Raw genomic sequence first — 25,845 nt, 5'->3', positions numbered from 1 at the left:
CCGTCGACGCCCGTGCCGGCGCTCGGCACCACGACCGCAGGAGGCGATTCCGGTGTACCCGGACGACCTGAAGTACACCCGTGAGCACGAGTGGGCCCGGGCCGAAGGGAACAGGGTGCGGGTCGGCATCACCGCGTACGCGCAGGAGGCACTCGGCGACATCGTCTTCGTGTCGCTGCCCGAGGTCGGGCAGGCCGTCTCGGCCGGGGAGCCGTGCGGCGAGGTCGAGTCGACCAAGAGCGTCTCCGACATCTACGCGCCCGTCTCCGGCGAGGTCGCGGCCCGCAACGAGGCGCTCGTCGCCGCTCCCGAGCTGGTGAACTCCGACCCCTACGGGGAGGGCTGGCTGGTCGAGGTCACGGTGGTGGACGCGGCCGTCCTCGACGACCTGCTCGACGCCGCCGCCTACCGCGAGCACGTCAAGGAGCAGTAGCCGCGCGGGAAGTTCGCGGCCGGCGTGAAGTTCGTGGCCGGACTGTCATTCCGGGACGGGCGTTCCCGGGGCGGGCGCGGTCATTGGACGGTGCTATGCGCATTGGCCTGGTTATGTCCTACCTCGTCCGATGTCAAGTGAAGGGCGGCCACCGCCCGTGTGCGGTGGCGCCACGCCGAACAAACACCCGACGCACCCTTTTCACGACGGTGCGCCTGATGCACTAGCCTCGAAGTGCGCCGTGACGGCATCGGCCGCGGACACCGCCGCGTTCGGCCGTTCGCGCGGGGTGAGTGCCCGATCACATCGGGTCAGGCCCCTGTCGGGGAACATTCCTGCCGCCGTCAGGGCGGCGGACCGAGCGGCCGGGCTCCCGCCTGCGGGCATCCGGCAGGAAGCGGACGAGACTGTGTTCTGCACGAGGTGCGGCCAGCAGAACCCGTCCGACGCGCTGTACTGCGCGCGGTGCGGGTCGCCTCTGGTGCGTCCGGGCGAGCCCGTGGCGCCGGAGCGACCCGCGGAGCAGACGTCGACGCTCAACCTGGCCGCCGCGCTCTCCGGCATCGAGGGTGACCACGTCGACGAGTCGACCGAGCGCGACGCCGTCGCCGCCGTCGACGCGCTTCCGCCCGGCTCGGCCCTGTTGGTCGTCAAGCGAGGCCCGAACGCGGGCAGCCGGTTCCTTCTCGACGCCGATCTCACCACCGTCGGGCGCCATCCGGAGAGCGACATCTTCCTCGACGACGTCACGGTCTCCCGGCGGCATGCCGAGTTCCACCGGTCGCCCTACACCAAGGGATTCTCCGTGCGTGACGTCGGCAGCCTGAACGGTACCTACCTGAACCGGGAGCGGATCGACTCCGCGGAGCTCACCGGCGGCGACGAGGTCCAGATCGGCAAGTTCCGCCTGGTCTTCCTGACGGGCGCGACCTATGGGGGGGTCGGGGTTCGGTGAACAGGTCCACGACGAGGTGAGCGGCGGCAGCAGCGCCGCGGCGGAACCCATGCGCTCGTCCGGTCGTGCGGAGGAGTCCCGGCCGGGATCGTCGCGGCGGGGCGGCCCGGGACAGCGGCCCGAGGATGCCGCGAAGACCCTGAACATCGGCGAGGTGCTGGACAGACTTCGCACCGAGTACCCCGACATCACCCTCTCGAAGATCCGCTACCTGGAGTCCGAGGGGCTGGTCGAGCCGGCGCGCACCAGCGCGAACTACCGGAAGTACTCGCTCGACGACGTCATGCGCCTGCGGCACGTGCTGCACGCCCAGCGTGAGCGGTACCTCCCGCTGCGCGTGATCAAGGAGGAGCTCGCGGCGCTCGACCGAGGCGACACCCCGCTGCCCCGGACGGGCCCGCGTGCCGTGCCCGACCGGCCGGCTGTCCGCGGCCTGGACGGCCTGCTGGGCGCGGAGCGGGTCCGTCTGTCCCGCCGCGAGCTGCTCGCCGCCAGCGGCCTCGACGACGACTCGCTGGCCGAACTGGAGGGCAACGGGCTCGTCGGCCCGATCGCGGGCGGCGGCTACTACGACTCCGACGCCCTGCTGGTGGCCCGTACCGTGGCCCTGCTCGCGGCGCACGGCGTCCAGGCGCGGCACCTGCGTGCCGCCCGCGCGGCGGCAGATCGTGAGGCAGGTCTCATCGAGGCGGCGGTCGCGCCGCTGCGGTCCGGTCGTCTGTCGGAGTCGGATGGTCGCGCCGCGGAGACCGCCGACGAGCTCGCCACCCTGCTGGTGCGCATGCATGCCGCGCTGTTGCGGACCCGGTTGACCGGCAGCCGGCCAGGCTAGCGGGGCACGGTCACCCAAAACGGCGCCATCTTCCACGGAAAGTGAGAACTGGCGGGCGCGCTGACGCGGGGCGGTAGCGGGGATACTGTCTCCCCGTGGGGTTTTCTGGCTCCGGTCACAGCGTCCCGCCCTACCCCACCTGCGCTAGGAGGTAGATCGGTGCATCGGCTGGACATCGTCGGCGTGCGTGTCGAGCTTCCGTCGAAGCAGCCGATCGTCCTGCTCAAGGAGGTGGGCGGGGAGCGGTACCTGCCGATCTGGATCGGCGCGGTCGAGGCGACGGCGATCGCCTTCGCCCAGGAGGGCATCACCACGGCCCGGCCGATGACCCACGACCTGATGCGGGATGTGCTGCGGGCACTCCAGACGGAGCTGACCCAGGTCACCATCACCGACCTGCAGGACGGAGTCTTCTTCGCCACGCTGGTGTTCGGTAACGGCGTGGAGGTCTCCGCCCGCCCCTCGGACGCGATCGCCCTGGCCATGCGGATGGGCGCGCCCGTGTACGGGGTCGAGGCGGTCCTGGCCGAGGCCGGGATCACCGTCCCGGAGGAGCAGGAACAGGAGCAGGAGAGCGAGCTGGAGAAGTTCCGGGAGTTCCTGGACACCATCTCGCCGGAGGATTTCAACACGCCGGGCTCCTGAACCAGGCTCGGAGGGCCGCGAGGCCCCGGTGCCGCGCCGGATGTGACCCGAGCGGGGTAGCTCGTCCGGTTGGGCGCACACTTGTCCTGGTGCGGCCAGCATGTCCGCTGGACTACGGACACGCCGGCTTGGATCATTGAAGAGACGATGCCCCGCCCTTACGGTCGGGCGAACCGACTGCCCATCCGGTGCGCCGGCCGGCGCGGGGATGCGTCGCCGTTCGCCGCCGGGGGCGGCCACGGTGCCCCGCCGCCGACGCGGCGCGGGCCCGGGCTGGTGGGCGTGTGGCGCGGCGCCGGTGTGGGCGGTGTCGTCAGCGGGCGGGCCGTGAGGCTCCCGGACTGTCCGGAGGATGGGACTGGTGAATGGTGGCACCTCGATCGGAGCAGCCGCGCGGGTGGCGCCGGAGGAAGCCGATCCCGCCTGGGTGGATGCCGAGCGGACGACCATGATCGAGCAGGGTCAGCTCTTCGGCGACGAGATCCCGCAGCCGCCCGGTGACGACGTCGGATACCGCGGGCCGACGGCCTGCTCGGCGGCCGGCATCACCTACCGCCAGCTTGACTACTGGGCGCGCACGGGCCTGGTCGTGCCCAGCGTGCGCGGGGCGAGCGGGTCCGGCAGCCAGCGCCTCTACTCGTTCCGCGACGTGCTGGTCCTGCGGGTCGTCCGCAAGCTGCTGGAAGCCGGGGTGTCGCTGCAGAACATCCGGGCCGCCGTCGACCATCTGCGGACCAGGGGAGTGGCGGACCTCGCCCACCTGACCCTCATCAGCGACGGCTCGACCGTCTACGAGTGCACCTCGGACGACGAGGTGATCGACCTGGTCCGGGGTGGTCAGGGCGTCTTCGCGATCGCGGTCGGGCGGGCGCTGGAGGACATGCGCGGCCAGCTCGCGGAGCTGCCCTGCGAGCGCCCCGGCAACCCGGCGGCGACGCACCCCGGCGACGAGCTGGCCCACCGCCGGCGGCGGCGCAGCTCGGCCTGATCGGCACGCCCCGCGGGGAAAAACCATTGGGGAACTGTCGGTGGCCTGGCGTACGGTCCCCGTGTGACGGATCATCCCGCGGTCCTCGTCGAGGGCCTTCGCAAGAGCTACGGCCGACATACGGCCCTTGCCGGGCTCGACCTCCTCGTCGCGGAGGGCACGGTCCACGGCGTTCTCGGCCCCAACGGGGCCGGCAAGACGACCGCTGTCCGCATCCTGGCCACGCTGCTCGCCGCCGACGGTGGGCGGGCCGAGGTCCTCGGGGTCGACGTGCTGCGCCAGCCGCAGCTGGTCCGTCCCCGGATCGGCCTGACCGGCCAGTACGCGGCCGTCGACGAGCGGCTGACCGGCCTGGAGAACCTGGAGATGTTCGGCCGGCTGTACCGGCTGTCAGCCCGCACCGCGCGGGCGCGGGCGGCCGAGCTGCTCGAGCGCTTCGACCTCGCCGAGGCCGCCGGGCGGCAGGCGAAGACGTACTCGGGCGGCATGCGTCGGCGCCTAGACCTCGCGGCGAGCCTCATCATGGCGCCGGCCGTGCTGTTCCTGGACGAGCCCACGACGGGGCTGGACCCACGCAGCCGCCAGGCGATGTGGCGGGTGATCGCCGACCTCGTGCGCGACGGCACCACCGTGCTGCTCACCACGCAGTACCTGGAGGAGGCCGACCAGCTCGCCGACCGGGTCTCCGTCGTCGACACCGGGCGGGTCATCGCCGAGGGAACCACCGACGACCTCAAGCGCCAGATCGGCGGCGACCGGCTCGACATCACCGTGGCCGAGGGCTGCGACCTCGGCGGTGCCGCCGAGGTGCTGGCCCGGTCCGGTACCGGCGCGGCCACCGTGGACGCCGACGAGCGCCGGGTGAGCGTCCCGGTCTCCGGCGCGGGCATCCTCGCCGAGGTCGTGCGCGGCCTCGACGAGATCGGGGTCACGATCGTCGACGTCGCGCTGCACCGCCCGTCCCTCGACGACGTCTTCATGACCCTGACCGGTCACGGCGCCGCCCCGACGGGTGCGACCGGCCCCGGCGGGCCGGGCGGTGACGACGGGCCTCCCGGCCCGCGTACCGGCGACGACGAGCGGGATCTGGTGAAGGCATGACCACTCTCGATCTGACACCCGTCGCGCGGCGGAGCCGGCTGACCTGGGAGCTCCTCGACGCCTGGGTGATGTGCCGGCGCAACCTGATGAAGACCTGGCGGGTGCCTGAGCTGCTGGTCTTCGCGACCATCCAGCCTGTGATGTTCGTCCTGCTGTTCAGCTACGTGTTCGGGGGCGCGATCGACGTCGGCCCGGATCTCGACTACGTCGACTTCCTGATGCCCGGCGTCTTCGTGCAGACAGTGATCTTCGGCGCGATGATGACCGGGATCGGCCTCGCCAACGACAAGGAGGAGGGGCTGATCGACCGCTTCCGGTCGCTGCCGATGAGCCGCTCGGCCCTGCTGACCGGGCGGACACTCGCCGACCTGGTCCGTAACGCCTTCATCATCCTGATCATGCTGTTGGTCGGCCTGGCGGTCGGCTTCCGCTTCGGTGACACCACGGTTCCGGCCATCCTGGCGGGATTCGGCGTGATGCTGATCTTCTCCTACGCCTTCTCCTGGGTGTCGGCGGTGATCGGCATGTCGGTCCGCAGCACGGAGGCGGCACAGTCCGGCGGGATGATCTGGGTCTTCCCGCTCGTCTTCGCCAGCTCCGCCTTCGCCCGGGTCGACACGATGCCGGGCTGGCTGCAGGCGTTCGCCGACCACCAGCCGGTCACCGTCACGGTGGATGCCGTGCGCGCCCTGTTCCTCGGCGGCCCGGTGGCTGACGACCTGCTGCTCTCGCTCGCCTGGTGCGGCGGGATCCTGCTGCTGTTCGGGCCGCTGGCCGTCCGGGCCTTCCGAAGGGACGCCGCAGGCTGACGAGGCCGCGAGATCAGGCCGCCCGGATCGCGGCAGGGCCCGATCGTGGCGGGCCGCGGCCTCAGGTGCGTCCCTCGGTGTTCTGGGCGTTGCCCAGGGTGGGCTCGTAGGCGACCCAGTCGGCGCGCAGCACGGGCCAGCCGTCGGCGCGCAGCAGCTCCACGACCGCCGGGTCGTCGTCGACCACGACGGCGACCCGGCGGTGCACGCCGAGCCGGCGCAGCTCGGAGCGCTTGAAGATCCGCGCCGGGCGGCGGTCCGCGTCCGGGCGCATCCGTAGCTCGTTGAGGGGCAGCCCCTGTTCCCGCAGCCAGCGCTCGGTCGCGGCCCGGGAACGCTCCGGGCGCCCGGTCAACCAGAGCACCTCGTGGTCGCGGGCGAGCGAGCGCACCAGCTCCACCCCCTCGACCAGGGGCGGATCGACGTCCGCGGCAGCGAAGAACGCGTCCCAGTCACCGGGGCGGGCCCGCAGGAAGCGCAGGCGGTGCCGCACGTCGGCGACCACCCCGTCGACGTCGATGACGGCCAGCGGTCGGTCCGCCGGCGCCTCCGCCGCGGCGGCGGCCTGAAGCGGGCCACCCGCCACGCTGTCAACTTCAGCCACGCTGTCGAGACCAGCCACGCCTTCCATACCGGTCACGCTATCCACGTCGCCCGCACCGCCGCCGCCACAAACGCCGGCCGGGGCCCCGGGGCCCGCCAGCCCGTCCGGTTCGGTCTCCGACCCCGCGTCCAGGCCGGACATGCGCCCCGGATCCGCCACTTGTGTGCCTCCCGTACGGCGTCCACGTCGATGCTCCTCCGCCGGGCCATTGAACACGCGCGACACAGCGGATAAACCGTCGGTGTCCCGGCGGGCATCCGGTACGGTCCAGTTCATCATCGGGTGTTTCCCACGGTTATCGGCTGAACTGGCCGGGGACACCGGCCGGAGACACCCGGGTGGTCGCCGGTTCCGCATGCGGTGAAACGGCCCGACGTGACGCAACGGTCGCTAGCGTGGTGTGCCAGTGACTGATCGCTGGTGGTGATCCGCCAGCTGGCACCAGGTCAGGTGGCGGCGGGTGTCGTGGCGTCGCGGACGCGGCCCGGTCAGGAGACGTTCCGGTCGTCTGTCGCGAGGAGGTCGCGGTGTCGGGCACGCGGCGAGCACGCCTGCTCGTCTCCGGCATCACGGAGAGCCTGGAGGCGGCGCTCGCGCTCGCCGACCAGCTCGACGAGCAGGCGACCGAGCTGGCCTCCGGCGCGCTGCCCGTCCCGTCGGCCGCCGCGCTCGACCCGGAGACGCTCGGCGCGGTGCCGGCCGACCTCGCCGGCGATCTCGACCAGGTCGCGCTCGCGCTGAGCGAGGCCGGCGCGCTCGCCCGGCGGCAGGCGCCCGCGTTCGCCGGCGCCGGCTGGGACGCGCCGGAGTGGCGGGGAACACTGCCCGCGGGCGGCGCCGACCCCACGCCCGGGCCACCGGTCCGGCCGGGGCTGTGGCGGCTGGGCCGGATCCTCGTGCCGCCGCTGGCCCGCGGCGAGCGCACCGTCGAGGTGCCGCTGGCGGTGCCGCTGCTCGACGCGGGAAACCTCCAGATCGAGACCACCCGCCCCCGCCGCGGCGAGGCGGTCGGCCTGGTCCGCGGCCTGCTCACCCGGATCCTGGCGAGCGTCCCCCCGGGTGGCGTCCGGATCACCGTCTACGACCCGCACGAGCTCGGGGCCGGCCTCGCCGCTTTCGCCCCGCTGCGGGTGGCCGGGGTCGTCGGCCCGACGCTGACCAGCCGCGCGCGCCTCGAGCTCGCCCTCGCCGAGCTCTCCGGCGAGGTCGGTCGGATCACCGTCGAACGCCTCGCCGGCCGGTTCGACTCGCTACGCGAACGGGAGGACGCCGGCCTGCCCCGGTCGGAGCCGTGGCGGCTGCTGGTGCTGCTGGGCTGGCCGTCCCTGCCCGACGAGGCCGCCCGTGCGCTGGACGCGGTGGCCTCCCAGGGCCCCTCGTGCGGGGTGCACGTCATCGCGGTCGTCGAACCCGGGGGCGGTGGGGTCGACGTCCCCGGCGGGCGGGCCGCGGGGCGGCTGCCGAACGCGGAGACGATCACCGCGGTCGAGCTGCTGGCCCTGCGCGGCGAGAGCGACGGCGGGATGCCCGGCGGTTGGCGCACCACCCTGTCCGGCCTGCTCGGCTGCGTCCTGGACGCCCCCCCACCGTCGGTGGTCGTCTCGGACGTCACCGCCCGGGTCGCGGCCGGGGTGGAGCGCGCCGCCGCCCGTGCGCCGGACCTGGGTGGCCTGCTGCCCGCCGGGCTCTGGGAGTACGAGAGCTCGGCCGGGGTCTCCGTCCCGGTGGCGCACGGCCCGGACGGCGAGGTCACCCTCGCCTTCGATGACGACACCGTGCACGGCCTCGTGGGCGGCCAGGCCGGGGCCGGGAAGTCGACCCTGCTGCTCGACGTGGTCTACGGGCTGGCCGCCCGCTACGGCCCGGACCAGCTCCGCTTCCACCTCCTCGACTTCAAGGAGGGCCTGGAGTTCGCCCAGTTCGCCGCGCGTCCGGGCGACCCCTTCTACCTTCCGCACGCCGACACCGTCGGCATCGAGAGCGACCGGGAGTTCGGCGTCGCGGTGCTGCGCGCCGCCCGGGACGAGATGCAGCGGCGCTCGGTGACGATGCGGGCCGTCGGCGCGCGCGACCTGCGCGGGCTGCGTGCCGCCGACCGCAGCTCCGCCTGGCCGCGCACCCTGATCGTGATCGACGAGTTCCAGGTCATGCTCACCCCACTCGACGCGGTCGCCCGGGAGGCGGTCGCGCTGCTCGAGGTGATCGCCCGCCAGGGCCGCGCCTACGGGATCCACCTGCTGCTGGCCAGCCAGACGCTGTCCGGCATCGACGCGCTGGACGCGACCGCGGGCAAGCGCGGATCGATCTTCGGCCAGTTCGCGCTGCGCGTCGCGCTGCGGACGTCGATCTCCGAGTCCCGGGTTCTGCTGTCGACCGCGAACGAGGCGGCGGGCGCGCTGTCCGGGGTCGGCGAGGCCATCGTGAACCGGCGCAACGGCCATCCGATCGGTAACGAGCACGTCCGGGTGGCCTATCCCGACCCGAAGGTGATCGCCGGGCTGCGGGAGCGGATCGAGGCCCTCGTGGCCCGGGCCGTCCCGCCGATGCGGGCGCCGCGGGTGTTCGTCGGCCACGCGCCGGCCGTCCTCGCCGACAACCCGGCCTTCCAGGCGCTGGCCGGGCGGCCGGCGCCGCTGCCCGGGGAGGCGGCGGGGGACCCGCTGGCCTTCGTCGGCGTCCCGCTGGACCTGGCCCCGCCGGCGGTGGGGGTGCGGCTCGCCCGGCTGCCGGGCCGGCACCTGGCGATCCTCGGCCCGCTGCGCCGCGAGGCGGTCGGCATGGTCCAGGCGGCCGCCGTGTCCGTCGGTGCCCAGACGCCGCGCGGCGGGCTGGTCGTCGACGTGGTCGCCGCCGATCCGGCCACGGTGGCCGCGGCCGAGGTCATGGCGGACGTCCTGCGGCGCTCCGGGCATCCCACCCATGTCACGGACGTCACCGGTCTGCGCGGGGTGCTGGGGTCGGCCGCGGCGGAGATCCGGGCCCGGGAGGAGGCCGCGCTGGCCGGGCGGGGCGAGGCCGCCGCGGGCATGCGGCTGATCGTCGTGTTCGCGATGGACGCCGGCCGCGCCGGGCTCGAGGCGCGCGACGACGCGTCGCGCCGGTCCGGTCTCGACGACCTGCGGACGCTGACCCGGCGTGGCCCGGCCACCGGCGTGCACCTGCTCTGCTGGTGGCGGGCGCCGTCCCGGCTCGTCGACGACCTCGGCCCGGGGCACCGGGACGACATCGCGGCCTGGGCGGCGACGGGCCTGCCCGGTGGTGACCTGTTCGGCCTGGCGGGACACCGTCCGGTCACGGCGGGCACGACGCCGAACCGGGCGGTGCTGTTCGACCGGCACGCCCAGGCCGAGCCGCGCACCGTCGTCCCGTTCGCCCCGCTCGGCACGGGGTCGGCGGCCGAGAGCGGAGCGGCGGTGTGAGCGGCGCGGGCCGGCGTGGGGTGAGTGATCCGCCCGAGGCGGGGAATGCGCGGAGGGTGGCTGATCCATATGGACTCCCGACGGGTCCCGACGCTGCCGGGGCGGGTGCCAGCGGCGGGCTGGGGCCTCCCGACCCCGGCTCCGGTCCCGATCCCAACCTCGGCCACGGGCGGGGGAACGGGAGCGTGAGCGGCGGCGGGAGCGCCCCGGGGGCGGGCGGGACGATCGGCTCCGGCCTCGCCGAGATCCCGGACGGGCCGCTCGTGCCGACCATGCCCTCAGGCGCCACCGCTCCCACCCCCCGGTCCGGCTCCGCCGCGGCCGTGCCGCCCCGGCCCGGCGCGTTCGTGCCGCGGGAGCTCGACCATCCGCTGGTAGCGGCCAACCGGTACCGGGAGCTGATGGGGGCCTCCGACGCGGTGCGGGCCCGGCTGGCCGAGAGCCTCGCCGCCCGCCAGGAGGGGCATGACGTGATCGCCCGCCGGCACCGCTCGGCGGCCGACGACATACGCACACGCATCGGCGTCGTCTGGGGGAGCGTCGGCGGGTCGCTGGCCCCGCACGGCCTGGGTGAGCTCGACCAGGTGCGCCCCCGCAGGGGCGAGGGGCCCGACCTCGAGGCCGTCTACCAGCGGTACGCCGGCGATCTGGACGGGCTCGACCGTGGCCGCGGCGGCCGTCCCACGGCTGTGACGATCGACGCGGCGGGCGGACGCCGCGCGTCGCGCGGCTCGCGGGCCCGCGGTGTCGACGAGCAGCCCTCCATGGGTCAGCGCGGCGGGAAGCGGCTCGGCGCGGCGTCCGGCGGCCTGGTCGGCGCCGACGGCCTGGTCGACCCGGAGCGGGCGAAGAAGCTGGCCTACCGGCTGTGCCTGGAGGTGATGGCCCGCTCCGCCGAGCTGCGCGCGGTGACGAAGGGCGCCTCCGGGATGTCCGCGGGGCTGGTCACCGCCCTGTGCTGCGCGCTCGGCGGCGCGCTGACGGTGGCGGCCCGGGTGTTCGTGGCGGCGCCGGCCCTGCCGTGCCTCGCCGCGGCCGGGGGAGTGGGCGCGATCGCGGTGGTCGCGGCCACCGGCTCGTCCGCGGCGGCCGCGGTGCGCAGCGCCCTGCTCGCCGCGGCGTCGGCGGCGGTCGCCGTCTTCGCCACGTTCGGTTTCGTGCCCATCGAGCCGGCGGGGGCCGTCGGCTCGCTGGCCGTGCTCGCGCTCGCGCTGCGGTTCGGGCTGGGCTTCGGCGCGGCCACCGGCTCGTCCAAACCCACCGGCCAGGGCGGATCCGGGCGGCGCTGAGGCCGGGGCCGGGCAGCCCGCGCCGGTGCGGGGACCAGCCGGTGCGGGGACCAGTGGGTGAGAGGACCCAGCCGGTGAGAGGACCCAGTCGGTCAACGAACGGAGTGCACGGTGGCAGGGACGATCGCCGACGTCAAGGCACAGCTCGACGAGGCGTTCCGGCGCACGGAAGATGTGACGGGCCAGCTCGAGGGCGCGCTCAACATGATCGAGGAAGCGCAGGCGATGGTCGTGGCGGCCACCGACGGCAGTGAGCACCTCGCCGTCGAGCAGCTCACCAGTGCGCTGGTCGAGACCAGGGACAGCCTGGAGAACGCGCTCGCCGCGCTCGGCAACGCCGTCCAGGAGGTCAAGGTCTACCGCGACGGTCTGTGACCGGGGGCGTACCACCGGCCCGGATCCGGCGTGGTGTCGGACACACTGCCGGTGGGACCGGTGTCGGCGGGGGAGAACCGCGGCGCGCGGTGCGGCCGGACCGGCCGGGCATGTGCACTGGTCGCGCAGTGGTGCGTACGTGGACGAACTGGTCGGGGTCCGTGTCACGGAGACCCGCACGCGCTGTGCGGTGGTGGTAACCCGCCGGGTGTCCGGGTAACAACGTCCTGGCCGGGCGGCAACGCGGTGCATCCGATAGCCAGGCTCACTACAGTCCGGATTGTCCCGTGCGCCCGACCCTTCGGCGGGCCGTGGCCGACAGTGCCCACATTGCCGGCCGTGCGCCGACCGACGGTGCCGGGCACCATGACGACCAGGAGGGCTTCTTCCGCCGTGTCGGACATCGACCTGCTCGATCTTCCGCTGGTTCTGCTGTCCAACCGAGGTCCTGTCAGCTTCGATCGTGACGCGTCCGGCCGGACCGTCAACCGTGGCGCCGGCGGGCTGGTGTCCGCGCTGTCCGGCCTCGCCGAGCACCTCGACGACGCGGTCTGGGTGTGCGGCGCCGCGACCCCCGAGGACGCCGCCGTCGCCGGTGAGAACGACGGCGGCGCGATCCTGGTGCAGACCCAGCCGACCCCGCACGTCGTCGAGGGGCAGCCGGACGGCCCGTCGATCAGGGTCCGGTTGGTGGTGACCGATCCGGACGCCTACGCCGACTTCTACAGCGTCTGGTCGAACCCGATCCTGTGGTTCATCCAGCACGGCCTGTACGGCCGGTCGCTGGCTCCGGTGCTCACCCGGGCCGAGCACGACGCGTTCGAGAACGGCTACGCCGCGGTGAACCGGGCCTACGCCGACGCCGTCGCCGACGAGGTGCGGTCCCGCGGCGGCAAGGCGCTGGTGCTGCTGCAGGACTACCACTTCTACCTGGTGGCCGAACACGTCCGCGAACAGTGCCCCGATGTGGTTCTCACCCACTTCGTGCACATTCCGTGGCCGGGCCCGGACGAATGGCGCGTGCTGCCCGGGAACATCCGGGAACGTCTGCTGCGCGGCCTGCTCGGCAGTGACGTCGTCGGCTTTCACACCCGCCGTTACGCCCGGAACTTCGTGCTGTGCGCCGGCGAGCTGCTCGGCCTGCCGATCAACCTCGACGACCTGACCGTCACGGTGAACGACCGGGTGGTGAGCGCCCGCTACTATCCGATCTCCGTCGACCCGGCGGCCCTCGACGCCACGCTGGCCAGCGAGGACGTCGCCGCCCACATGGCGATGCTGCGCTACGTGTTCCTCGACGAGGACCGCCAGCTCGTGCTCCGGGTGGACCGCACCGACCCCAGCAAGAACGTGGTGCGCGGTTTCCTGGCCTTCGGCACCCTGCTCGACCAACATCCCGAGCTCGTCGGGCGGGTCAGCTTCCTCGCGCTGCTGCAGCCGAGCCGGACCGACGTCCCGGAGTACGCCGACTACATCGCGCTGATCGGCGCGGTCGTCGCTGAGATCAACGCCAAGCACACCAAGGAGGGGCGCCAGCCCATCGATCTCCGCATGGTGGAGGACTTCGCGCTGGCGGTCGCCGCCTACTCGATCTGTGACGTGCTGATGGTCAACGCCATCGCCGACGGCATGAACCTCGTGGCCAAGGAGGTCGCCGTCGTCAACCGGCGCGGCGGCGTGCTCGCGCTGTCCGAGATGGCCGGGTCGCACGAGGAGCTGGGTGAGTTCGCCGTCACGCTGCACCCGTTCGACGTCCAGCAGATGGCCGACGCCCTCTACACCGCGCTCACGATGCCGATGGAGGAACGGCACCGTCGGCTCGCCGCGGCCGCCGAGCAGGTCCGCACGCACGACGTCCGGCGATGGCTCAACGACCAACTGGCGGATCTGCGTCACCTGGCTGGATTCTCCTGAGACGTTCCCGGGCGGGTACGCTCGGCGGGAGGTCGGGCATGGTTACCGTGGACGACGAGACAGGAGTGGACGTGTCGGAGACCGGTCATGTGCGGGGCAACGTGGGCTCTTGGGCGGCGGTGTACATCATTATCGCCGCCTTCATCTTCGGGACTCTCGCGTTGATCCTCGGTTCGGTGCCCCTGTGGATCGCGGCCGGTGTGGCGATCGTCGCGGGTGCCGCCATCGGCCTGGCCTCCAACATCATGGAGCAGGCGTACTGAGCGCGGCGCGCCTCTGGTTCAACCAGACCTGGCGCGGCACCTACCAGCTCATCGGGCTGCTGCGGGACGGAGCCGGCCCCGGCCGGCTGACGGTGCTCGGTTCCCACCAGATCCCGAGCACCCCGTTCCTGCAGGCCTGCGACGCCGTCATCGACGAGCCACCGGGCGAGGGCGACGAGTTCGTCGAGCAGGCACTGGCGGCGTGCCGCCGGCACGGGATCGACGTGTTCGTCCCCGGGCGCAACATGTTGGGCGTCGCCGCCCGGGTCGGCGAGTTCGAGGCCGCCGGAGTGCGGGTCATGTGCTCCCCAGCCGCCTCGGCGCGGATCTTCACTACCAAGTCCGGGCAGTACGCGGCGATGGCGGCCCGTGGCCTGCCGGTGCCCCACACCCGGACGGTGACAACCTTCGCGGAGTTCGAGGCCGCCTGCGACGAGCTGTCGGCCGCGGGCTGCACGGTCTGCGTCAAACCGGACGTCGACCACGGCGGCCAGGGCTTCCGGATCATCGACGGGGACGCCGAGCGCCTGACGGCGCTGTTCGAGCCGCCGTCGGTGCGGGTCAGCCCCGCCACCATGGAACGCATCCTCGGCCGGGCCGGCAGCTTCCCCGCCCTCGTCGTGGGCGAGTTCCTGGACGGGCCGGAGTTCAGCGTCGACGTGCTCTCCCGCCCTGCTTCTGGCACGAGCCCCGCGCCCGGGGCGGGCCCGGTGGCGATGCCCGGCAGTGTCCTGGCGGCGGTGCCGCGAGGCAAGGACGGCCTGCCCTGGACCCGCAACCTGCGGGCGGACGCGGCCGTGACGGAGCTCGCCACCCGCGTCGTCGAGGAGTTCGGGTTGGCGTACCTGAACAACGTCCAGGTCCGCTACCGCGGAGCCACGCCGGTGCTGCTCGAGGTCAACACGCGGGCCGCCTCCGGGACCTACCAGTCGGCGGCGGCCGGGCTGAACCTGCCCTGGCTCGCGCTCGCGCTCCTGCTCGGGGAGCCGGTGGAGGTGGGCTCGCCGGACCTCCCGCAGACGCTCATCGCCTACAACGAGGCGATGGTCATGCGCCCGCTCGACCGCCTCTCGCCGCGCCCGCGTGGCCATGGCGTGGCCCGGGACGCCGCCCGTCGGCTGGGCTCGGCCGCCGGCCGGGTGCACCGCCGCAGCACCGGCCCCGACCGAGCCCAACCCGCCTGACGGCCCGGCCGGGCCCCTGCCGGTGCCAGTCGCTCCCTGGCGGCTCAGTCGTCCGCCGGGTCCCCGGGGGTGCCGGCGGACGTCCGCAGGGAGCGCGGGGTGACGAAGTCGAGCAGCCTCGTCGTGGCCGGGCCGAGCTCGGCCCAGCGCGGCACCGAGGGGCCGTGCACGGCCAGCGCCGCCGTCGGGAACGTCGGCACGCGGTGCCGCTCGGACGGGGCGAGCAGCCCCACCGCGAGCGTGTGGATGCCCGGGTTGTGGCCGACCAGCAGCACGGTCGGGACACCGTCGTCGATCTCCCGCAGCCGGGCCAGCAGGTCGTTCGCCTCGGCCAGGTAGAGCCGGTCCTCCACCAGCACCGGGACGTCGCCGGGCAGCGCGTCGGCCAGGTGCTCCACCGTCTCGCGGGTGCGCACGGCGGACGAGCAGAGCACGAGGTCGGGCTCGAGACCGGACGCGGCCAGGTAGTCGGCGACCAGCGCGATACCGCGGCGCCCCTTCGGGGAGAGCGGGCGGTCCTGGTCACGGACCTCCGGGTCGGACGTCCAGTCGGACTTGGCGTGCCGCAGCAGCAGTAGGCGCGAGGTGGGCCTCACCGCGCGGCCTCGGCACGCGCGAACCCGTCGCCACCGGACACCATGGTCCTCCCCGTCTGTCGCCTGTCGAACGCCCGTCGAACGCGCCGGCACAGGCGCCGTGACGACTCGCAGACTGCCCATCGCCGGAGGTCTCCGTCAATGCCTTCGTTACGCCGCTCACCGGCCTGTGGTCTCGATGTGGTGGCGTGAGGCGTCCGACGAGGACGGCCCGGTCATCGCCGGGGGGGACGATGACCGGGCCGGAGGACGTGCGGCCCGTGGCCGGGTCAGCTCGCGACGGCGATGGAAAGCAGGAGGCGGTCCGCGGCGGCGAGCGCGTCGTCCGCGCTGAGCCGGCCCCGCGGGACGAGGGCGGAGCGTTGGTCCGAGGTCAGCCCGCCCCAGACCCCGTGCTCTTCCTGGCGGAAGATCGCGGTGGCCAGGCAGGCCCGCTGCACCGGGCAGTCGGAACAGATCTTGCGGGCCCGGGTCTCGGCGGCCGCACGTGCTTTGGTGTTGCGCCCGTCCGGCGGGAAGAAGGCGTCCGGGTCGCCGTCGCGGCACGCGGCGTCCTGGCGCCAGTAGACGGGCCAGCCCTCGCCGAACGGCTGCGGCGGGAGGTCACGACCGGGAAGTACGGGTACGCCGGCACTCATCGGTTGCCTCCCTCGCGGACGGAATCGGACGGCGACAGGGACATGGGTGCGGCGGGGCTACCGACCGGTAGCATGCCGGGCTGACTGGGCATACCGTCTCCTGCTGACGTTGCAAAGGCGGACAGGTGCGCTGCGGTAACGCACGTCCGGCGTAGCGCCGTACACCGGACAGGCGGGCCTACCAGCACGAGTCGAGAAGCCCCCAGGTGCTTCCCAACAGTGCGCCCGGCGTGTACTCGGAGCCCCGCTCGGAAACGATCCCGTCTCGTCTCGTTAACCGAGGAACGTAGACTTCTCTCGACCGGATAGCAAGGGTTCCGGAACGCCGACGTCCGGAACCCTCCGGGCCCCCCGATTGGTGGTGCTCCGGGGCGGCGGACCTCACCTTCCCAGGTCCATGGCGGTTACGTCACCGTTTCCGCGCGCGCTGTGCGCTAGGTCTCCCAGGCATACAAGCGGCTGCTGTACAGGCATTCTGTAGAGGCAGCAAGATCGGTGTGACGGCACCGTGGCGGTGAGATGTCGGTGCGGGGAGCGCCGGTCGGGCGCGGCCGGAGGCCGCCTCCGGAGCGGGTTGCCGGCAGGTAAAAAAGGTACAAAATGCCGCCGGATTCCGGATGTCGTCGCTCATCGGCCTTGAAATGTGCTCAGGACCACATGAGGGTACCGTGGGTTTGAAACGTATCAACGGCCGGCGGCCGGGCGGCCGGCGCTCAGCTCGGATCGGATCAGCCGGCGATCGACTCGAGCTCGGTCGGCGGTCCGCCGGTGGTTGGGCTGGAGATCAGCTGGTGGTCGGCAGGCCCGCCGCCGCCCAGGCGTGGAACCCGCCGATCACGTCGGTCGCCGCGGGCAGGCCCAGGTCCTGGAGTGAGGCGGCGGCCAGGCTGGAGGTGTAGCCCTCGGAGCAGATCACGATCGGCACGATGTCGTCGCCGGTCGCGAAGGGGGCCCGGGCTTCGCAGGTCGGGTCCAGCCGCCATTCGAGCACGTTGCGTTCGATCACCACGGCGGCCGGGATCGAGCCCTCGGCGGCCCGCTGGGCCGCCGGCCGGATGTCGATCAGGACGGCGCCGTCGGTCAGCGCCGCCGCGGCCTGCTCGGGGGTGAGGCGGCGCAGCCGGGCACGGGCCGCGCCGAGCATCGCGTCGACCCGGCTCTCGCTCACGCCGGGACCACCGCGGCCATGCCCCGCGACTCCCGCGACTCCCGCGACTCCCGCGACTCGCGGGGCATGGGCGGCTCCGTCCGCCGGGCGAGGTCCGGCGCGTACCGCAGCGGCAGCTCGGGCGGCGAGTAGGCGTGGATCGTGGTGGCCAGGCCGTGCCCGCGGTTGACGATGCGGTGGACGTGATCCGGCTGGAAGACGGCGAGCGCCCCCGCCCCGTGCCGGTGCGTCCGGGTGATCTGCCAGTCTGCCCCGCACTCGTCCTCGTCCACGGCGCCCTCGGCGACGGCCAGCGCCCCCAGCGCGCCGCCGTGATCGTGGATCTCCGTCCGCTGCCCCGGGTACCAGCCGATGAGCCACACCTCGACGGCGCCGGACAGCAGCAGGCGGGTGTACCAGCGGCTGTCCGGGTCGTGCCGGACGAGCGGCCGCCAGGCGAGGTCGGCGCCCGCCAGCCGGGCGACCAGTTCGCGCAGGTCCGCGAGGCCGAGAGTCATCGGCTCGTCGACGAGAAACCGGTCCGGCACGAGTGGCGCGACGCCGGACGGCGCGGCGCCGGGTGACGTTGCGCCGGGCGGTGCGGCGCCGGGCGACGTGGCCTCATGCATGGCCGCCACAGCCGGACGGAGCAGCGCAGGGTGGATCAGCGGCATCGGTGCCTCCTTGCACGAGTGCCACGCGCGACGCGAGTGCTGGCGGGCGGACGTCACGCAGGTGACGCCATCGCGGACACGTCGAACGCATCGGTGGGTCGAACGCATCGGTGAGCGGAGTGAAGAGGCCTCGTGCCGACAGCCGGCGCCGGGCGCAGGCGGGGCGGCTCCCAACCGGCCGTCGACGTCTCCGGCTGACCGGCGCTTCCCGCGGACCGGCGCGCATGCGCGGGCGGGCCGCGGCCGGTGACCGGCCCCGGGGCATCGGGTGCGGTGGCTGGGATCAGCCCCCCGGGGGTGCGGGCTGGTGGCTTCGGCGTGCCTCTTCAGGGCGCCCCGCGGCGTCAGGCCTTGCGGGGCGGGCGGGACGGGCCTGGCGGGCGGCGGGCAACAGCCCGCCGGCGGTCAGACCCGGGTCGTACAGGCCGCGGTGACGACCCTGCTCAGGTCGGTCACGCGGTCGCTGTGCAGCAGGAAGCCCGGTACGGCCATACGAGGGACTCTACGCCATCCCGGTGCCCCGTTCGTGGCAGGGAGGAGTTCGCCGGATACGCGGGGGAGTCCCCGGGGGGGGCATGCGCTCGTTATCGTCACGGGAGGCGATCGGACGGGAGGCGTGGGATGGTCCAGACCGGCGCCGGCCGTTGCCTCAAGCCCGCTCCGAGGTCGGAGGTCTACGCGGTGCAGAGCCGGATGCGCGGCCTGCTCGACGCCGTGGTCGATGTCGCGCGCGAGCTGAGCCTGCCAGTGACGCTACGCCGGATCGCGCAGGCGGCCCGCTCCCTGGTGGACTGCGAGCTCGGCGCGCTCGGGGTCCTCGGCCAGGACGGCGCCATCACCGAGCTGATCGCGGTCGGCCCGGGGGAGGAGGTTCCCCGCGACATCGCCCGGATGCCGCCCGGCCGCGGCCTGATCGGCGAGCCCGGGGGCGGCCCCCACCCGGGCGGGAACGCGCCGCGGGTGGGCACCGCCGTCGTCGCGCCGGAGACGCTCGGCTTCCCGCCCGGCCGGCCTCGTTTCACCACGTTCCTCAACGTCCCGATCGCCGTCCGCGGGGAGGCGTTCGGCAACCTGTACCTGGTGGGCAAGCACGGACCCGAGTTCACCCAGGAGGACGAGGACCTGGTCGAGGCGCTCGCCGCGGCCGTCGGCTTCGCCATCGAGAACGCCCGTCTTTACGAGGCCACCCGACGGCGTCAGGCCTGGCTCACCGCGAGTGCCGAGATCACCACGGCGCTGCTGTCGGTGGCCGAGCCCGTCGACGCGTTACGGCTGGTCGCCCGGCGTGCCAGGCAGATCACCTCGGCCCTGCTCGCCGCGATCGTGCTCCCGGTGAACAGCGCGGAGGCGGCCCGGCCCGGCCGCTTCGGCGTCCAGCCCCACCGGCCCGCCGCGCGGGCCGGCGCGGCCCCGAGGTCGCTGGAGGTGGCCGTCGTCGACGGTCCGCTCGCCGAGCAGCTGCGGGGGCGGATGCTGCCCGAGCGGGTCGGGCTGTTCAAGATCATGAAGGAGGGCCGGGCGGTGCTCGTCCCCGCCGAGCGCGCCGATCCCGCCGCGCACAGCCTGCTGGGCGAGGCCGTCGACGGCCTGGTGATCGGCACCGTGATGGTCATCCCGCTGCTGGCCGCCGGGCGGCCGCTGGGGGTGCTCATGCTCACCGCGGCCCCGGGCGCGGTCCCGTTCGACCAGCTCGACCTGGAGATGGCGGCGGCGTTCGCCGGCCAGGCCGCGCTCGCCCTGGAACTCGCCCGCGTGCAGTGGGACAGGGAACGCCTCGCGGTGTTCGAGGAACGCGACCGCATCGCCCGCGACCTGCACGACGTCGTCATCCAGCGGCTGTTCGCCACCGGTCTGCAGATGCAGGGCCTCGCCCGGGTGATCGACGAGGGCGCCGCGGTGCGGCTCAACGACGCCGTCCGCGAGCTGGATCAGACGATCGCCGACATCCGCCATACGATTTTCTCGCTGACGGCGTCCGCCGGCCCCGTCGACCTGCGGGCCGAGATCGCCGGAATCGTGTCGCAGGCCGAGCAGGCGCTGGGCATCCGGCCCACGGCCCGCATCGACGGCCCGGTCGACCGCGGTATCCCGGAGGTGATCCATCCGCACCTGCTGGCGGCCATCCGTGAGGCGCTGTCGAACATCGCACGGCATGCCCGGGCTACCCGCATCGAGATGCTGGTGCGGGTCACCAACACCGACGTCTCGGTGCAGGTGCGCGACAACGGCTGCGGCCCGGGTGGCGCGTCGCGCAGCAGCGGCCTGACGAACCTGCGCCGCCGGGCGCTCGACCTCGGCGGCCGGATGGAGTTCGGCCCAGGCGAGGACGGCATCGGCACGACGGTGACCTGGCACGTGCCGCTGGTTCAGCCCATCCCGCCACCATGCGCGCTGCCGGCCGGGAACACCCCCGCCCCGCGACTCGGCGTCGGGCCCGCGGAGGGGCCTGGTGGGCCCTGAACCGGTCCGGCGGCGCGGTGCTCCCCGTCAGGCGCCCCAGCGGCCAGTCAGGGCCGGGGCTCCCACGCCGGCTGTCAGGACGACAGCTTGGTGGCGAACACGGCCGCCTGCGTGCGGCTCTCCATCCCGAGCTTGGACAGCATGCTCGACACGTAGTTCTTGACCGTCTTCTCCGCCAGGAACATGCGGGCGGCGATCTGCCGGTTCGTGAGCCCCTCGGCGATCAGCGCGAGGATCCGTCGCTCCTGGTCGGTGAGGCCGGCGAGGCGCTCGTCCTCCACCGGCCCCTCGCGCAGCCGGAACAGCACCCGGGAGGTGACCGCCGGGTCGAGCAGGGACTGGCCGGCGGCCACCTGGCGCACCGCGTCGACCAGCGCGGTGCCCCGGATCTGCTTCAGGACGTAGCCCGCGGCCCCGGCCATGATCGCGGTGAACAGGGCGTCCTCGTCGTCGAACGAGGTGAGGATGAGGCAGGCGATCTCCGGATCGTGCGACCGGACGTGCCGGCACACCTCGATCCCGCTGCCCTCCTGTAGCCGTGCGTCCAGGACGGCGACGTCCGGGCGCAACATGATGATGTCCGCGATCGCCTCGTCGGCGCGCCCGGCCTCGCCCACCACGACGATGTCGGATTCCTCGGAGAGCAGGTCACGCAGCCCGCGGCGGACGACCTCGTGGTCGTCGAGAAGGAAGACGCGGATGGAGCCCGCCCGCGACTGCTGGGCGGGCGTCACGCCGGCCCCGGAACTGCCCGTTGATACCTCTGACACCGTTGACTCCGCCCGACCCCGCTGTCGTTGAAGAACGTCGCTGTATGTCACGTGCAGCATGCAGATTATAACTCTGGTGAACGGCTGGTTAGCCGGGTTCAATCGTTGTGTGGACGATGATCCACCAGTCGACCTGAGGAGAGCGGGCGGCGGCCGGTCAGCGCGGCCGAACCGATGAGAACACCGGCCCCCGCGGTCACCAGCAATCCGCGGTGCGCGCCCCCGCCGTCCACCAGACTGCCGGCGACCGGCGCCCCGACGGCTATCCCGCTGACGACCGCCATGGTGAGCCAGGCGAACCCCTCGGTACGCGCCCCGGCGCCGACCAGGCGCTCGACCACCGCGTTGCCGGTGATCAGGGTGGGGGAGACGGTCGCCCCGGCCAGCAGCGCGAGCGGGATCATCAGCTCGAGGGTCACCCCGGCCAGCGGCAGGGCCATCCCGACCGCCATCACGGCCGCGGCGAGCAGGAACCGGCCGGACAGGGGCCGGGTGTGCGCCCGCGCGCCGTACACGAGTCCGGAGACGGCCGACCCGGCCGCGAACAGCCCGAGCAGCATCCCGCCCACCGCGGCGAGCCCCTCCTCCCGGGCGAAGGCGACCATCGACACGTCCACCCCGCCGAACGCGATGCCGATGCACAGGAAGATCAGCAGGAGGGTGCGGGTGCCCCCGTCGCGCAGCATGCGGGCGCTGGCGGCCGCGCCGCCGCCGCGCGGCCCCGGATCGCTCTCCCGCAGCGCGATCAGCGCACCGGTGCCCGTCGCCAGGAAAACCATCGACGCGACCAGGCCGGCGGGCGGCGCGATCAGCACCGCCAGCAGCGTCACCAGGGTGGGGCCGAGGACGAACACCACCTCGTCGAGCGCCGACTCGAGCGCCAGCGCGGTGCCGAGCAGCTCCCCGCCGCCGAGCCGGGCACTCCACCGCGCGCGGACGCAGGCGCCCACCGGGGGCAGCAGACCGCCGGCGACCGCCGACGCGGTGAACCACACCGGACGCGGAGCGCCGGCGGTCACCGCCACGGTCAGCGTGGTCATCGCCGCCAGATGACCGGCCAGGCAGCCGGACAGCACCCGGGCCTGCCCGAACCGGTCGAGGGCCCGCCCGAGGCGCGGGGCGAGCAGCGCCTCACCGACGGCACCGGCCGCCGCGACCGCCCCACCCACCCCGTAGGAACCGGTCTCGGCCTGGACGAGCAGCACCGTCCCCACGGAGACCATGGCGATCGGGAGCCGGCCCAGGAACGCGGCGGGGACGAAGCGGGCGGCACCCGGCGTGGCCAGGGCGCGGTGATATGCGGTTGTCATAGCCGCACCAACGGTGCCGTATCGCCAGGCTCGTCACCAGCGGTTTTTCCCCACACCCGCAGGGTGGCCCGGGCGGGCCCGCCCCTGTGGGGCCCGCCCGCCGGGCTCAGCCGCGGTGACGGGGCCGCCGCTGCTGGCCGAATCCGGGTGGCTCACGCACCCAGCGATGCTGGACCGCCCGGCGCGGATCGGGCCCGGCCGCGCGCAGCCGCTGGACGAAGGGCGCGACCAGCACGGCCCCCACGACGAACCCGACCACGTGCGCGCCGTAGGCGACGCTCCCACCGTCGGCCACCCCGAAGCCGGTGAAGTACACGTACTGCAGCGCGAACCAGAACCCGAGCACGATCCACGCCGGCAGCCAGAACGGCAGGAAGAACAACACCGAGACCAGCCCGATGACCCGGGCGCGGGGGAACACGACGAGGTACGCGCCGAGCACCCCGGCCACCGCCCCGGACGCGCCGATCAGCGTGTCGGTGGTGTTCCCCTCGAACGCGGCGAAGCCGTACGCCGCCGTGAAACCGCAGGTCAGATAGAAGAGCAGGTACAGCAGCCGGCCCATCCGATCCTCGATGTTGTTGCCGAACACCCCGAGGAACAGCATGTTGCCGAGCAGGTGCAGCCAGCTGCCGTGCAGGAACATCGCGCTGAGCACCGACAGGGCCGGCGACTTGTCGAACGTCGGCGGTGACTCCTGCAGGCAGCCCACCCGGCCCCGCGCGTCCACCGCGAGCCGGCCGGAGTTCGCCACCGACAGCTGCTCGTTCGACAGCAGCTCCTTCGGGATCGCACCCCATTCCTGGAAGAAGCGCTGCTGCTCGCACGCGTTCTGCGTCCGTGAGGTCTGTACCCCGGCAACCGAGCTGACCACCGGCGTGAAGAACACGAAGATCACGACGTTGGCGGCGATCAGCAGCCAGGTCACGACCGGCCTGCGCCGCAGCGGATTGATGTCGTGAATCGGAATGACCACATCGGACATCCTGCCGTAGCCGGTCAGACCGCCGTATCTGGCCGGGTCGCCGCAGCCGGGCAGGCCGCCCCCGGCCGGTCAGACGGCCACGAGCGGTGCGGCGCCGGCCGTCCACCGCGGTGGGATGCGACGCTCCTCACCTCGGTCTCGTTATCGCCGGCCTTTGGGTGGGGGGCAAGGTAGGGGCATGTCCGCCGCTGGCTCTGCCGACCTACCGGGAGGGGCCGCCTCCGGTGGCCCGGACACGGGGACCACGGCGGACGCCGCCGCCCCGCCCACCCGCGCGGCCCCGGTTCAGCCCCCAGCCGGCCGGGCCCGGCGGCGCCCGTCGACCAGCCGCCGGGCGGGGTTCGTCCTCGCGACGTACGCCTTCGTCGTCACCATGCTCGGCACCACCCTGCCGACGCCGATCTACCCGCTCTACCGTGAGCGGTTCGGTTTCTCCCAGCTCATGGTCACCGTGGTCTTCGCGACCTACGCCGTCGGCGTGATCGCGGCCCTGCTGCTGTTCGGACGGCTCTCCGACCAGGTCGGCCGCCGCCGTGCGCTGCTGCCCGGCCTGCTCGCCTCGGCCGCGAGCGCCGCGGTCTTCCTGCTGGCGGACAACGTCGGCGTCCTGCTCGTCGGTCGGGTGCTCTCCGGCCTGTCCGCGGGCGTGTTCACCGGGACGGCCACCGCGACGCTCCTCGACCTCGCGCCACCGCACCGGCGGGGACGCGCCACCCTGGTCGCCACCATCGCCAACATGGGCGGTCTGGGCTGCGGCCCGCTGCTGGCCGGCCTGCTCTCCCAGTACGCCCCCAACCCGCTGCGGCTGACCTTCGTGGTCGATCTGGCGCTGCTCGTCCCGGCCGCGGTCGGCATCTGGCTGATGCCCGAGACCGTCGAGGTGACAGGCCCGGCCCGGCTGCGCCCACAGCGCCCCCGGGTGCCACCGAGCGCCCGGTCGGTCTTCGTCGGCGTCGCGCTGGCTGCCTTCGCCGGATTCGCCGTCCTCGGCCTCTACACGGCCGTGGCACCCGCCTTCCTGGGCGCCGTGCTGGATCCGCCGAACCGGGCCATCACCGGACTGGTCGTCTTCGCGGTCTTCGCCTCCTCCGCCTGCGGCCAGGCCTCGCTCGACGTCGTCACCCGCCGGCTCGCCGCACCAGGACGTCCGCCCGAGCGCATCGGGCTCACCGTCGGCTGCGCCGGGCTGGTGCTGGGCATGGGCGTGCTCGCGCTGGGCCTGGCGACGTCGTCGGTCGCTGGCCTCGTGATCGGTGGCGTGATCTCCGGAGCGTCCCAGGGGATCGCCTTCCGGGCCGGCCTCGCCGCCGTGAACGCGGCCTCCCCGGCCGACCGCCGCGCCGAGGCCGCCTCCGCCTTCTTCGTCGTCGCCTACGTGGCGCTCTCACTGCCGGTCGTCGGGGTCGGCCTGCTCGTCGAGCTGACGAGCCTGACCACCGCCGGCCTGGTGTTCGCCGCGATCGTGGCCGCCCTGGCGATCGTCGTCCTGTCCCTGCTGCGCACCGGCGCCGGCGCCGGTGCTGCTGGTGGTGCCGCTACCGACGGGGCGGTCCCGGTACCGGCGCGGGACCGGTGAAGGGCGGGCGGCGGCTCCGCTACCGCCCGATCGCGGCGTCGGCGGCGGCGATGTCCTTGTGGAAGCGCTTGTGTATCCGCAGCTTCTCGCCGGTCGCCTCCGTCGTCCCCCACAGACCGCTGACCGGCCCCAGAACGGTCTCGCGGGGCAGGCGCGCGAGCGGCGCGTCTCCCTTCGGCTTCGTTGGCACGAGCTTGCCGGCCCTGAGCACCAGAATGCTCTGGTCCGTCACGACCACGATGCGGTAGTCGATCCAGAAAATGATCAACATGGTGAGAAGGAAGAAGTACGGGGTCGGCCCGGTCTGCGCCTGTAAGACGTGCTGCACGGTCTCACCTGGGGCGAGATAGGGCTGGGCGCGCGCGGCGAGTTTGTCACGGAGAGCCATCGTCACTGGTCCTGATTGTTTGTCGAAAAGCAAATATCCGAGATGATCGGACTAGTCCGGAAACTCTAGCGCGGCGCGGTCTCCCCGCTGCTCGGGGGTGGTGCTGGAATCTTTTTCGCATCGCCGAAAACCCTCGTCTCGTATGTTCCTGCAGGTGGAGATGGTGGGCCGTCCTGCTCGCACCCGGGCACGCCACCGGACGAAGGCGGTGACGTCCCCGCCCGACAGCCCGAATAGCCGTCCGGTGTCGTGAAGTTGACAGGATCGCTGGAACGGCTGATGATCGCTGGAACGGCCAAGATCTCGGAACCCTGCGCAACGCTCTCCTCTGGCAGGACGAGCGCGCGAGGAGCGCGTCGGCGATCAGGTAGCCCGCGATGCGGTCGCCGCCGTGCTCACTTGCTGGAAGAGACTCCCCACATGAGACACCCGCTTAAGAGCGCGCCGCGCTCGACGGCGGAACCTCGTAGTCCGGTTCCGGTTCCGGAAC

General features: G+C 73.4%; 24 protein-coding genes. 15 read left to right on the top strand and 9 right to left on the bottom strand.

The genetic code is table 11. The features are described from left to right. Positions 1-52: 52 nt before the first annotated feature. The 7 genes from gcvH to AC559T_RS24875 all read left to right on the top strand — a co-directional run bounded on the left by gcvH (position 53) and on the right by AC559T_RS24875 (position 5,763). Positions 53-433, top strand: coding sequence for a glycine cleavage system protein GcvH (gene gcvH, locus AC559T_RS24905; RefSeq protein ID WP_112107823.1), 381 nt, complete (start codon positions 53-55; stop codon positions 431-433). A 409-nt stretch (positions 434-842) separates the two neighbouring features. Next, entirely contained in the window at positions 843-1,388 is a 546-nt protein-coding gene (locus AC559T_RS24900; protein ID WP_020572244.1) for an FHA domain-containing protein, read from the top strand. Positions 1,389-1,404: 16 nt separating this feature from the next. Next, positions 1,405-2,220, top strand: coding sequence for a transcriptional regulator FtsR (gene ftsR, locus AC559T_RS24895; protein WP_071063911.1), 816 nt, complete (start codon positions 1,405-1,407; stop codon positions 2,218-2,220). A gap of 159 nt (positions 2,221-2,379) precedes the next feature. Next, positions 2,380-2,865: a bifunctional nuclease family protein gene (locus AC559T_RS24890; RefSeq protein ID WP_006540374.1), complete on the top strand. Its 486-nt coding sequence runs from the start codon at positions 2,380-2,382 to the stop codon at positions 2,863-2,865. A 361-nt stretch (positions 2,866-3,226) separates the two neighbouring features. Then, entirely contained in the window at positions 3,227-3,853 is a 627-nt protein-coding gene (locus AC559T_RS24885; RefSeq protein ID WP_112107828.1) for a MerR family transcriptional regulator, read from the top strand. Between the two features lie 63 nt (positions 3,854-3,916). Then, entirely contained in the window at positions 3,917-4,954 is a 1,038-nt protein-coding gene (locus AC559T_RS24880; protein ID WP_112107824.1) for an ATP-binding cassette domain-containing protein, read from the top strand. After that, positions 4,951-5,763: an ABC transporter permease gene (locus AC559T_RS24875; protein ID WP_020462472.1), complete on the top strand. Its 813-nt coding sequence runs from the start codon at positions 4,951-4,953 to the stop codon at positions 5,761-5,763. Before AC559T_RS24880 ends, AC559T_RS24875 begins: the two co-directional genes overlap by 4 nt. Before the next feature lie 61 nt (positions 5,764-5,824). Here the strand turns inward: AC559T_RS24875 and AC559T_RS24870 are convergent, their stop codons facing one another. Next, complete coding sequence (locus AC559T_RS24870; RefSeq protein WP_420849170.1) at positions 5,825-6,394, bottom strand: phosphatase domain-containing protein; 570 nt, start codon at positions 6,392-6,394, stop codon at positions 5,825-5,827. Between the two features lie 500 nt (positions 6,395-6,894). On the opposite strand from AC559T_RS24870, the gene AC559T_RS24865 reads away from it, so the two are divergent. The 6 genes from AC559T_RS24865 to AC559T_RS24840 all read left to right on the top strand — a co-directional run bounded on the left by AC559T_RS24865 (position 6,895) and on the right by AC559T_RS24840 (position 14,811). Beyond that, positions 6,895-9,786, top strand: coding sequence for an FtsK/SpoIIIE domain-containing protein (locus AC559T_RS24865; RefSeq protein ID WP_112107825.1), 2,892 nt, complete (start codon positions 6,895-6,897; stop codon positions 9,784-9,786). Positions 9,787-9,971: 185 nt separating this feature from the next. Further along, on the top strand, positions 9,972-11,075 hold the full coding sequence (locus AC559T_RS24860; RefSeq protein WP_498870269.1) for a hypothetical protein: 1,104 nt from the start codon (positions 9,972-9,974) through the stop codon (positions 11,073-11,075). Positions 11,076-11,186: 111 nt separating this feature from the next. After that, on the top strand, positions 11,187-11,450 hold the full coding sequence (locus tag AC559T_RS24855) for a hypothetical protein (protein ID WP_018499991.1): 264 nt from the start codon (positions 11,187-11,189) through the stop codon (positions 11,448-11,450). 393 nt (positions 11,451-11,843) lie between these two features. Then, positions 11,844-13,364, top strand: a complete 1,521-nt coding sequence (locus AC559T_RS24850) for an alpha,alpha-trehalose-phosphate synthase (UDP-forming) (protein WP_071063714.1) — start codon at positions 11,844-11,846, stop codon at positions 13,362-13,364. 38 nt (positions 13,365-13,402) lie between these two features. Beyond that, positions 13,403-13,627: a hypothetical protein gene (locus AC559T_RS24845; RefSeq protein WP_071063712.1), complete on the top strand. Its 225-nt coding sequence runs from the start codon at positions 13,403-13,405 to the stop codon at positions 13,625-13,627. A gap of 92 nt (positions 13,628-13,719) precedes the next feature. After that, entirely contained in the window at positions 13,720-14,811 is a 1,092-nt protein-coding gene (locus AC559T_RS24840; RefSeq protein ID WP_498870268.1) for an ATP-grasp domain-containing protein, read from the top strand. A gap of 44 nt (positions 14,812-14,855) precedes the next feature. Here AC559T_RS24840 and AC559T_RS24835 read toward each other — a convergent pair whose 3' ends face one another. The 4 genes from AC559T_RS24835 to AC559T_RS24820 form a co-directional block, all read right to left on the bottom strand. Continuing rightward, positions 14,856-15,407: a SixA phosphatase family protein gene (locus AC559T_RS24835; protein WP_071063710.1), complete on the bottom strand. Its 552-nt coding sequence runs from the start codon at positions 15,405-15,407 to the stop codon at positions 14,856-14,858. A gap of 269 nt (positions 15,408-15,676) precedes the next feature. Further along, entirely contained in the window at positions 15,677-16,045 is a 369-nt protein-coding gene (locus tag AC559T_RS24830) for a WhiB family transcriptional regulator (RefSeq protein WP_020462464.1), read from the bottom strand. A 784-nt stretch (positions 16,046-16,829) separates the two neighbouring features. After that, positions 16,830-17,213, bottom strand: coding sequence for a rhodanese-like domain-containing protein (locus AC559T_RS24825; RefSeq protein ID WP_112106298.1), 384 nt, complete (start codon positions 17,211-17,213; stop codon positions 16,830-16,832). Continuing rightward, complete coding sequence (locus AC559T_RS24820) at positions 17,210-17,866, bottom strand: cysteine dioxygenase (protein WP_498870267.1); 657 nt, start codon at positions 17,864-17,866, stop codon at positions 17,210-17,212. Before AC559T_RS24820 ends, AC559T_RS24825 begins: the two co-directional genes overlap by 4 nt. 621 nt (positions 17,867-18,487) lie before the next feature. Here AC559T_RS24820 and AC559T_RS24815 point away from each other — a divergent pair. Further along, the gene (locus tag AC559T_RS24815) at positions 18,488-20,326 is read left to right on the top strand and encodes a GAF domain-containing sensor histidine kinase (protein ID WP_498870266.1); all 1,839 of its coding nucleotides are present in this window, start codon (positions 18,488-18,490) and stop codon (positions 20,324-20,326) included. Between the two features lie 74 nt (positions 20,327-20,400). Here the strand turns inward: AC559T_RS24815 and AC559T_RS24810 are convergent, their stop codons facing one another. The 3 genes from AC559T_RS24810 to AC559T_RS24800 form a co-directional block, all read right to left on the bottom strand. Then, on the bottom strand, positions 20,401-21,096 hold the full coding sequence (locus tag AC559T_RS24810; RefSeq protein ID WP_083391024.1) for a response regulator: 696 nt from the start codon (positions 21,094-21,096) through the stop codon (positions 20,401-20,403). A gap of 98 nt (positions 21,097-21,194) precedes the next feature. Further along, on the bottom strand, positions 21,195-22,406 hold the full coding sequence (locus AC559T_RS24805; protein ID WP_498870265.1) for an MFS transporter: 1,212 nt from the start codon (positions 22,404-22,406) through the stop codon (positions 21,195-21,197). Positions 22,407-22,512: 106 nt separating this feature from the next. Continuing rightward, positions 22,513-23,382, bottom strand: a complete 870-nt coding sequence (locus tag AC559T_RS24800) for a rhomboid family intramembrane serine protease (protein WP_071063700.1) — start codon at positions 23,380-23,382, stop codon at positions 22,513-22,515. A 187-nt stretch (positions 23,383-23,569) separates the two neighbouring features. Here AC559T_RS24800 and AC559T_RS24795 point away from each other — a divergent pair, with 187 nt between their 5' ends. Next, a complete protein-coding gene (locus AC559T_RS24795; RefSeq protein WP_498870264.1) occupies positions 23,570-24,967 on the top strand; it encodes an MFS transporter in 1,398 nt (465 codons plus the stop codon). Positions 24,968-24,986: 19 nt separating this feature from the next. Here the strand turns inward: AC559T_RS24795 and AC559T_RS24790 are convergent, their stop codons facing one another. Further along, positions 24,987-25,355 carry a hypothetical protein gene (locus tag AC559T_RS24790; protein WP_112108858.1) on the bottom strand — a complete coding sequence of 123 codons (369 nt, stop codon included), beginning with the start codon at positions 25,353-25,355 and terminating at the stop codon, positions 24,987-24,989. Positions 25,356-25,845 lie beyond the last annotated feature (490 nt).

It is taken from the genome of Frankia sp. Hr75.2 (assembly GCF_949319125.1).
Lineage (GTDB): Bacteria > Actinomycetota > Actinomycetes > Frankiales > Frankiaceae > Parafrankia > Parafrankia soli.
Note: the sequence above shows the minus strand (reverse complement) of the source record. Positions and strands in the feature narration are given on the sequence as shown.

Bases quoted from the DNA above. Each gene is read 5' to 3' on its own strand.
- AC559T_RS24815 (WP_498870266.1), top strand. From the start codon at position 18,488: ATGGTCCAGACCGGCGCCGGCCGTTGCCTCAAGCCCGCTCCGAGGTCG.
- AC559T_RS24795 (WP_498870264.1), top strand. From the start codon at position 23,570: ATGTCCGCCGCTGGCTCTGCCGACCTACCGGGAGGGGCCGCCTCCGGT.
- AC559T_RS24820 (WP_498870267.1), bottom strand. From the start codon at position 17,866: ATGCCGCTGATCCACCCTGCGCTGCTCCGTCCGGCTGTGGCGGCCATG.
- AC559T_RS24845 (WP_071063712.1), top strand. From the start codon at position 13,403: ATGGTTACCGTGGACGACGAGACAGGAGTGGACGTGTCGGAGACCGGT.
- AC559T_RS24870 (WP_420849170.1), bottom strand. From the start codon at position 6,394: ATGGAAGGCGTGGCTGGTCTCGACAGCGTGGCTGAAGTTGACAGCGTG.
- AC559T_RS24830 (WP_020462464.1), bottom strand. From the start codon at position 16,045: ATGAGTGCCGGCGTACCCGTACTTCCCGGTCGTGACCTCCCGCCGCAG.
- AC559T_RS24875 (WP_020462472.1), top strand. From the start codon at position 4,951: ATGACCACTCTCGATCTGACACCCGTCGCGCGGCGGAGCCGGCTGACC.
- AC559T_RS24790 (WP_112108858.1), bottom strand. From the start codon at position 25,355: ATGGCTCTCCGTGACAAACTCGCCGCGCGCGCCCAGCCCTATCTCGCC.
- AC559T_RS24805 (WP_498870265.1), bottom strand. From the start codon at position 22,406: ATGACAACCGCATATCACCGCGCCCTGGCCACGCCGGGTGCCGCCCGC.